This window comes from Bacillus xiamenensis (assembly GCF_000300535.1).
GTDB lineage: Bacteria > Bacillota > Bacilli > Bacillales > Bacillaceae > Bacillus > Bacillus xiamenensis.
Genome location: NZ_AMSH01000091.1, coordinates 1 through 8,326, shown reverse-complemented (window position 1 = coordinate 8,326; position 8,326 = coordinate 1). Strand labels below are relative to the sequence as shown.

Sequence of the window (8,326 nt, the reverse complement as noted above, 5' to 3'; positions counted from 1 at the left end):
ATAAAAAAACACCCTTCAAGTGGTACACTTACGATCCGCCGCTGATCCAAAGGGAAGTCAGCGTCCTTTTGTCGTGCTAAGCAGAGAAATGTGTAGGTAAGAGAACAAAATAAAATACAAGCTCCAAAAACACCCCAATCTGATTTCATGACAGATTGGGGTGTTGATTATTTTCGCCAAAATGTGGAACAATCGGCTTTGTCTTCAATGTTAAATTCGATGATTTTTTTAAGGAGAGGATAGTCAATCGGCAAGCTTTCTTTCATCCGAAACATCTTTTTTCCATGATCATAACCAGCTTGTACAATTTCTGCTGAAAAGTGATCAATTCCTTTTCCTTCTGGTGCGACAGAAATGTGGTGTTTTGCGACGCTAAACCCGATAATAAATGTGCCATGATCTGTGAACATGGGCTGATTCCAAGCAATTCTTGGCTCTAATTGAGGGAATGTGTCTGAAATCCATTGTAAGATATCTTGCGTGCGCTGTTTCAGCTCTGGATGACCGATATTGTCTACATATTCTTCAAAAACCTCCATTGTTTTCATCCTCCATATTCATCAAGCCTCAGACGGGATTCGAACCCGCACTCCTTTCGTAAGCATAGGCTAGGGGGCAACACGCTTTCCTACGGAATTTCACCGACAGGAGTTTCACCTGTCTCAGCTCATTTGCTTTTCGGTGCTTCTGAAACCCTTGCCTTGCGACCCGCCAGCTACAATTGTTTTACGGCGCTCTTCCCTTCTAGAGCTACTGAGGCACGGAAGTTCTTGTTCATATTATATAGAGAAACTTGAAAAATGAAAAGCTATGCTCATCATCTAATCCAATCGCGCACAAAATAGTCAAAGGCACATATGATAAAAGACTATATAGATATGTATACAGCATGGAATTGGGCTGATTGTAAGTGACAAACCTGTTGATGAGTAAACTAAAAGAGATAAACAATCAAACAAAATTTGAAGGATTTATTCACAAACGTTCGATGAGTTCTCCCTTTTTGCTCACCATGGAAGATGGGGAACCTTTTGACTCATGGGTGTTTTTTGAAAGAAGTGTGTTTAAGACTTGCTATTTTTCTTTGAGCTCTATCAATGAAAAGCAGAATTGTGTAGTGTTAGAGCTTCTTGTACCGTGCTGCAATAGATCAACATGCCGTCAAAAAGTTTTATATCGATCCAGTTCGAAAATTTTTGTAGATCTTTCTTTTTTATGTGGAATGATGAAAGTAGAGCTTCCTGTATATGATGCGCTTATTTTAAAAAACATAGAATCACACCACATATTTCTTTGTTTTTCCACATCGCCCAGTTCGGTGGAAGTATGGCGGAATGGAACAAAATTTCTCAATACGGCAACTGTTGTGTTGCATCATCAAGATCATCAGGATGTACCAGTCGCAATTAGGATTCAAACTGGTTCATTTTGTTATGATCTTCTTGTCCAAAAAGGAGAAAGCCGTGCGATCACTGTGAAAGATGTGAAATTTATCTTGAACACCCCGTCAACTGAAAATGTGCAAGCACGATTAGACATGCAAATCAACATGGTGCAAAAAAGAAAAATAAAGCTTTAAATCTGGGATAATCGCACAATCTTTAAAGATCACTAGATCATAGTCTATCAAGACTAGGTTGAAGGAGGGTTAAAATGGCTATTTTAGGCGGATGTAGTAATGAACAAGCGGGCTTTGTAAATGATGCAGTATGCTTCACACTTGATTTAGCAGCAGCTGCTGATGCAGTTGTCGTCTGGACAGATGGAACACCTTATGTCATAAAAGGAACCATCATGGTGGAAAACAATGGGATTGTGGCTGTAGCTCCTACTGTGACTTTAGAGGTAAACGGTACAGCTGTTCCTGATTTCACGGTACCACCAGGAGAGAGTCGATCCATTACGCTAAGTGATCTGAACTCAATTGGGATTGTAGCTACTGGTGGAACATCGACTGGAAATATTGTCGTTTCGTTTTCTCTCAATTATCAGTATTAGTGTGTATGTCTTGAAGATTCCACAGTTTGAAAGTAGTGAGAGACATGTGCGCCCAACTTAATATGTGTGGAGGAATAACCGGTCCAACCGGAGCCACAGGCCCAACTGGTGCCACGGGTTCAACCGGACTAACCGGCTCAACCGGTGACACAGGTCCAACCGGTACAAGTTTAACGACTAATTCGATGTACGCATCCAATACGTCAGGAAGTACGGTACTGGTTGTTTTAGGCGGAACAGCAGTGACGCTGCCTAATAACCAAAGTTTAGATGGATTTACCGTAAGTGGTGGTAATACGGTGTTTACTGTACCTGTTTCAGGGCGGTATTTCATCACGTATCAAATTAATACAAACGCTTCACTGCTTGCAGGAACAAGGGTGATCAACAACGGAACACCCATAGCAGGATCAATTTTATCACCTGCTTTATCTACATCTACCTACAACGTATCTCTCATTACAACACTTGCAGCAGGGAATCAAATCTCTCTTCAAATATTCGGTTTAATCGCAACTGCAATATTACTTGGCGGGGGATCTGTTGGAGCTGCACTAACCATTATTAGATTGGAATAAATCCAAAAAGCCCAATAAGGGCTTTTTTCAATTCAATCGTGTCTTTTGGTAGAAAAAACGAATTTTTAGTGTATACACCATTGACTAGGAGAAAGAAACGCCATGACATTGGAATCGGTTGTTGAAGATTCAAGTGATTCATATTAAAATGATGTCAAATGGACTAATTAGCAATTGCTAATAGAAGTTCCATATTTAGTGAAATCATGTCATGTAGCTGAAAGTGATTGGGGGTGTAGAATGAGCAAAGTTCCTGTTGCGGAATTGGCATCATTATTAAATGACTGGAACATGGAAATCAAAAAAGATCATGCAGATGAGGCAGAACGGTTATTTGCCAAAGCGAAACAAGCAGTAGAGAAAATCGACGATGCGGACATCCTGATGTATTATTCTCTCCTTGAGAAAAGACATCACATTTTGATGTACAATTTAAGAGGGCAAAAAGGCAATGTTTCAACGAAAAGTATGGAAGGTCATTATGGAAATAAAGAGGATGATTTGTCTAATCGCCTTGCTTACTATTTTGATTTTTACGAAGGTGTGTATGAACAGCATCAGGGGAATTATGAGGTTGCCTTACAGATGTATCAAAGTGCCGAAAAGCTCTTAGATAAAATTCCAAGTGAGATCGAACGTGCTGATTTCGACTTTAAAATCGCGTGGCTTTACTATCGCCTTAGTCATATCATGCTCTCATTAAGTTATATTCGCAGAGCCCTGCACGTTTATAAACGTCACAAGCAGTATGAAAGAAGAACTGCACTTTCATACTCTCTTATTGCAGCGAATCTTACAGAGATTGGCCGGTACGAAGAGGCGCTTGAGAATTATCGTTTGGCGGAAGAGGTTTTGACGAATGAGCAGGATGACTTTATGCTGGCTCAGCATCACCACAATGTGGCGATATTATATTCATTTTGGAATAAACCGAAAGAATCCATACGTCATCTTGAAAAAGCGTTGTCTCATCAAGAGTACTATGATTCAGATTTCTTTTTCCATTCTACGTATCTGATGAGCCGGGAACTCTGTGTGATTGGTGAAAAGCAGCGTGCAAGCCAGTATATAGAGGCTGCATATGCCCGAATAAAAGATGCTTCTCATGAAGTGTTTCAGCTTAAAATAGGCATTGTACATGATCTTTACTTAACGAATGTGCCACAAAGATTTCAGCAAATTGATGAGAAATTAAGAAAGTTAGAAGAGAAGAATGAATATCATGAAGTAAAAGAGCTTTCACACTTTGCGGCAAAATATTGTGAAAAGCAAGCACTTTATGAGCAGTCGGTTTTTTACTTGAATAAAAGTTTAGAAGCGGATTTACATATGAAAAGAATGGGGTTGATTTAAGATGAAAACAGGATTAAAAGTATTATTCGTTGTAGGTTTAGCGATTGCTGCGGCGGTTTTAACTGAAAACGTAGCGGGTTCATTCGAAGTAGCAGAAAAAATCATTGGTGGTTAATCACCAATCTATATTTCGCCCTTGTTGATCATGATCAGCAAGGGTTTTTTGTATGAATAGGCTCTTCTTATTAAACGCTGCAAGAACGTTTAATAAGAAGTATTCGCAACAAAGGGGGTGTGCAAATTTGTTACCTGCTCCATTATTCTAAATAAACATAGGGCAGAGCAACAAGTTAAAAAGGTCACCTTTCTTTGCTTATTTTAATTTTTTGCAGGACTTTTCATTCAAATTTTATCAAATTGGTCTATTGTACATAGAAATTGTTACAAAAGAGGAAACACCGCTCCATTTGTCACGCATATGATGAGATGAGGTGTAAGCTGAAGGCAGGTGATTGTATGGACCCACGGGCATATGGAGGTTTTCATGGAGGCGGTTTTAGCGGAGGGGCAGCACATATCGGGCCGGTTGGCACTCATATTGGGTTTGGCGGGTATTACGTCAGCCCAGGTGTGTTCTCTGGTTTAGGTGGTTTTCCCGGATACGGGGGATTCGGGACATTTTCCGGATATCCGTATGGCTCAACGTTCATTATGGGACGTCCTCCTGGTTTTTATGTGAGGAGTTATTAATGGATGATCAATGTGATTGAAATAGCCAAATAGTGATTGGCTATTTCAATTGATGAAGCTGCTTGCATGCAGCAGTGATAATAATCACACCTAAAATAGCGATAGGAAGCCAAATAATGATAAACGGATCGAAGGTGTCCGCGTATGCAGCTAAAGCGGCTCCTAGGCAGTAAAAGACAATAGATCCAATTCGCATCAAGCTCACATGCTCAATGGGGGCTCTTCTTTTTTCTCGATTTGATAGACGCTGCGCCAAATCTTCAAACAGGTTAGCGAGCGTACTCGTTAGTACGGTTGTAGAAATGCCAGCAACATTTAATTTACGTGCGGCAGCTGTCTGCAGGCCCATCGCCATACTTAAAAGGATAATTAGCATAAAATAAGCACCCTGTGTATAAGGAAAAATGGCCATGAGGGCAAATAAAAGCAAAATGATCACTTCTATGATAAAGATGCGTGTAACGGCTTTTGGCCAAAATGTTTTCTCGTGTTTCCCGCCAATGACAACGGCTAATAAAACACCTAAAACAAATCCGCTCAGTGCTGTGATGGAATGTAAAGCTGTTAGCTGCAATGAACTTCCTGCTGCGATGCCAAGCAGCACAATATTCCCAGTCATATTCGCTGTAAACACATGTCCTAGACTTAAATAGCCAATGACATCTACAATTCCTGCGGAAAGACATAAGAAGATTAGTGCTATGTTTCGAAATGAGTGTGCGGTCAAAATGGTCATCCCTTTCCTTCTCTCTAATGAATAAGTGTAACGCTTAATGACCGCGTATGTCCATTATATGAGCTGGAAAAATATCTTGTAGCTGATGTAAGACTTGTCTAAAAGCAGCATCATTCACATGATGCCTTATTGGCCGAAATGGATCGCCTTTTTCCTTTAGGCGCTCAATGACAGCTGGCATTGTAAACAAAGAAGGGTGAAATTCTTCGCCATTTAATTCATCCCATTCAATCGGTGTCGCAACAAGTCCAAGCTCGTTTCCTCTTGGGGAATACGGGGCGATGATTGTTTTTCCAGCATCGTGCTGAAGGTAGTCTAAATATAAACGATTGCCGCGTTTTTTCTTTAGACGTTCCAAAGTAAATAGCTCTGGTGATTGTTCACATAAAAATTGGCATATAAAAGCGGTGAATTGTCTAGTTTCTTCATATGTGAAGGCATTTTTCTTTAATGGAATATAAACTTGCAGTCCTTTCCCGCCGCTTGTTTTAATAAATGCGGTGAGAAAGAGTCCATCTAAAATGGCCTTGATTCGTTTGGCGGCTTCTACCGCTAGGTGAAACTCTTTAACTGATGGCGGATCTAAATCAAACACAATATCCACCGGTCGATCGGTATCTCTTGTTTCAAAAGGGATATGAAATTCCATTGCCAGCTGGTTGCCGAGCCAAAGTAGCGTATTAGGATCATTACAGACCGTGTAAGAAATATCATGAGCTTGATCTATCTCAACGAAATCAGGCGCATAATCGGGCGTTGACTTTTGATAAAAAGATTCTCCTCCAATGCCATGAGGAAACCGAATTAAAGTAAGGCGTCTTTCACGTAAAAAGGGTAATAAATAGGGAGCTGCCTGTCTCAAATAAAGTAAGTAATCTTCCTTGGTGATATGAAGGAGAGGTACTATCGGTTTCTCTGGATGAGTGACGTCAATGATGGCTGGCAGCGGATATAGCTGTTTGAGCATGTGCTGAAATGTACACGTGGCTGGATCTTCATCAAGTAAAAACGAAGAAAAACGGGGCTCTCGTAAGGCTGAACCATCAAAGGAGATACAGGCAATACTTGCGACAATAGATGGCGGGAGTTCATATTGTGATGCCCCTGTCAAATGGCCTTTCGTTTGAAATAACGCGCGCAGGGTTTGTGCTTCTTCTTTAGAAAAACCATGCTTGAATTGGACAACCTCTTTGAGAGCCGTTTCATGATAAAGACATCCTTGAAAATAGCCATTGTCTTGATTAAATCGGGTCACTATCACAGATACATACCGCCAATTTTTGATTTTCAGCCATTCCTTTGAGCGGATATTGTCCTGCCATTGACTCGTCTTCTTTTTCGCTACAAGCCCCTCTGCTAAATACGTCGTCATTAGCTCTTTTGCATATTCAGCATGCCTTTCAGTTTTAATGATCTGAAGGAGGGAAGGGTGAGTCAATTGAATAGATGGTGGAAGTTGTGCCGTTTGGAATACTTTCTTCAGAGCTTCTTTTCTGTCAATCAGCGGTAAATGGACGAGGGGTTTGCCTTTAAATCTCAATAAATCAAACGCAAGAAAGTGACACGGAAAACGCTCCGCCTGCATTTGAATGGTTTTTTTGCATTTCAACCGGCCTCTTTGCTGAACCTTTGCAAAATCGCTTTGCTGTTCACTCAGTAAAAAGACCAATTCGCCATCCAGAGTGAGCGGTAACAAAGGAGCAAGCGATTCCTTTAATCGCTCGCATGCATCCATCACCTCAGGAAACTGTTCGTTTAAACGTTTTCCAGCTCTGCTCTCTAAATGGATCTCGTCTTTTTCCCATACAAGAATAACCCTGAAGCCGTCATATTTTAATTCATACAGCCAGTCTGCACCAGCAGGAACATCTTGTGCGGACGTTAATCGCATCGGTTTCATTATGCTTTTCACTTCCTTGACTCATGTGTTCTTAGAGTGGGATGAAATTTTCATAAACATACATAAGTCTGATGAAAACATTACATAGTAAGGAGAAAAGAACGGAGGCGTCACGATGCATACAGTTTGGAAGGGCGGAATTAGCTTCGGATTGGTCAATATTCCAGTGAAGCTGTTTACCGCTACAGAGAACAAAGATATTAAATTAAGGCAGCTGCATAAAGAATGTCATACACCGATTAACTACAAAAAGGTTTGTGCCAATTGCGGCGAGGAGGTAGCGCCAGAGCAAATTGTAAAAGCGTACGAGTATGCCAAAAATAAGTTCATTGAATTGGATGATGAAGAGCTCGAAAGGCTGCGAAAAGAAAATGAAGAAAAAGCCGTCGAAATCATTGATTTTGTGAAAATAGAAGAAATCGACCCCATCTATTATGAAAGAAGTTATTTTCTATCTCCAGATACCGGCGGAGCGAAGGCTTATTCATTATTAAGAAAGGCTTTACAAGAATCGGGGAAAATCGGAGTAGCCAAGATCATGATCCGCTCAAAGGAGCAATTAGCAATCGTCAGGTGCTATGAGCATATTCTACTAATGGAAACCATTCATTTCCCCGACGAAATCAGACAAGTATCAGACGTTCCGAATATCCCTCAAAAGGAAAACATTGTGAAGAAAGAGTTAGATACAGCGCTCCTTTTAATTGAGCAGTTAACCACAACGTTCGATCCAGCCGCATATCAGGATGAATATAGAGAGCAGCTGATGAATGTAATTGGAGACAAAATCTCTGGAGAGCATACGGTGCAGCCAGAAACGACGGGCAAAAAAGATGCTTCAGCCAATGTCACCGATTTGATGGCCGCTTTGCAGGCTTCGATCGATCGATCAAAACCGGCAAAAACGAAAAAAGCAGCACCTAAGAAAAGAAAAGCACCCGCTAAAAAAGAAAAGAATGCATAAAGCAAAGAGCGCCCTTTGTCTTCTCTCCAGCGTGATAGAAAACCTTTGAAGGCTAGGAAAGACGAGTAACCGCGAGGACAGTATTTCATATTTGTGTGATCCGTTTC

9 protein-coding genes are annotated in these 8,326 nt (G+C 40.8%); 6 read left to right on the top strand and 3 right to left on the bottom strand.

What is annotated here, in order from left to right:
• Positions 1 to 167: 167 nt before the first annotated feature.
• Positions 168 to 539: an iron chaperone gene (locus BA1_RS17625; protein WP_008361904.1), complete on the bottom strand. Its 372-nt coding sequence runs from the start codon at positions 537 to 539 to the stop codon at positions 168 to 170.
• 386 nt (positions 540 to 925) lie between these two features.
• On the opposite strand from BA1_RS17625, the gene BA1_RS17620 reads away from it, so the two are divergent.
• From BA1_RS17620 to BA1_RS17600, 5 genes are all read left to right on the top strand, one after another.
• A complete protein-coding gene (locus BA1_RS17620) occupies positions 926 to 1,579 on the top strand; it encodes a CotZ-related putative spore coat protein (RefSeq protein WP_008361902.1) in 654 nt (217 codons plus the stop codon).
• A gap of 74 nt (positions 1,580 to 1,653) precedes the next feature.
• On the top strand, positions 1,654 to 1,998 hold the full coding sequence (locus tag BA1_RS17615) for a DUF3992 domain-containing protein (protein WP_008361900.1): 345 nt from the start codon (positions 1,654 to 1,656) through the stop codon (positions 1,996 to 1,998).
• 44 nt (positions 1,999 to 2,042) lie between these two features.
• On the top strand, positions 2,043 to 2,576 hold the full coding sequence (locus BA1_RS17610) for a BclA C-terminal domain-containing protein (RefSeq protein WP_162130801.1): 534 nt from the start codon (positions 2,043 to 2,045) through the stop codon (positions 2,574 to 2,576).
• 240 nt (positions 2,577 to 2,816) lie between these two features.
• Positions 2,817 to 3,929, top strand: a complete 1,113-nt coding sequence (locus BA1_RS17605; protein WP_008361896.1) for a response regulator aspartate phosphatase — start codon at positions 2,817 to 2,819, stop codon at positions 3,927 to 3,929.
• A gap of 456 nt (positions 3,930 to 4,385) precedes the next feature.
• On the top strand, positions 4,386 to 4,619 hold the full coding sequence (locus BA1_RS17600; RefSeq protein ID WP_008361894.1) for a hypothetical protein: 234 nt from the start codon (positions 4,386 to 4,388) through the stop codon (positions 4,617 to 4,619).
• Positions 4,620 to 4,659: 40 nt separating this feature from the next.
• On the opposite strand, the gene BA1_RS17595 is transcribed toward BA1_RS17600, so the two are convergent.
• Together BA1_RS17595 and BA1_RS17590 are read right to left on the bottom strand one after the other, a co-directional pair.
• Complete coding sequence (locus BA1_RS17595) at positions 4,660 to 5,355, bottom strand: YoaK family protein (RefSeq protein ID WP_008361892.1); 696 nt, start codon at positions 5,353 to 5,355, stop codon at positions 4,660 to 4,662.
• 34 nt (positions 5,356 to 5,389) lie between these two features.
• Entirely contained in the window at positions 5,390 to 7,255 is a 1,866-nt protein-coding gene (locus tag BA1_RS17590) for a DNA ligase D (RefSeq protein WP_008361890.1), read from the bottom strand.
• 115 nt (positions 7,256 to 7,370) lie between these two features.
• Between BA1_RS17590 and ku the strand changes: the two genes are divergently transcribed.
• On the top strand, positions 7,371 to 8,219 hold the full coding sequence (gene ku, locus BA1_RS17585; RefSeq protein WP_008361888.1) for a non-homologous end joining protein Ku: 849 nt from the start codon (positions 7,371 to 7,373) through the stop codon (positions 8,217 to 8,219).
• Positions 8,220 to 8,326: the final 107 nt, after the last annotated feature.

Bases quoted from the DNA above. Each gene is read 5' to 3' on its own strand.
- BA1_RS17625 (WP_008361904.1), bottom strand. From the start codon at position 539: ATGGAGGTTTTTGAAGAATATGTAGACAATATCGGTCATCCAGAGCTG.
- BA1_RS17620 (WP_008361902.1), top strand. From the start codon at position 926: ATGAGTAAACTAAAAGAGATAAACAATCAAACAAAATTTGAAGGATTT.
- BA1_RS17615 (WP_008361900.1), top strand. From the start codon at position 1,654: ATGGCTATTTTAGGCGGATGTAGTAATGAACAAGCGGGCTTTGTAAAT.
- BA1_RS17610 (WP_162130801.1), top strand. From the start codon at position 2,043: ATGTGCGCCCAACTTAATATGTGTGGAGGAATAACCGGTCCAACCGGA.
- BA1_RS17605 (WP_008361896.1), top strand. From the start codon at position 2,817: ATGAGCAAAGTTCCTGTTGCGGAATTGGCATCATTATTAAATGACTGG.
- BA1_RS17600 (WP_008361894.1), top strand. From the start codon at position 4,386: ATGGACCCACGGGCATATGGAGGTTTTCATGGAGGCGGTTTTAGCGGA.
- BA1_RS17595 (WP_008361892.1), bottom strand. From the start codon at position 5,355: ATGACCATTTTGACCGCACACTCATTTCGAAACATAGCACTAATCTTC.
- BA1_RS17590 (WP_008361890.1), bottom strand. From the start codon at position 7,255: ATGAAACCGATGCGATTAACGTCCGCACAAGATGTTCCTGCTGGTGCA.
- ku (WP_008361888.1), top strand. From the start codon at position 7,371: ATGCATACAGTTTGGAAGGGCGGAATTAGCTTCGGATTGGTCAATATT.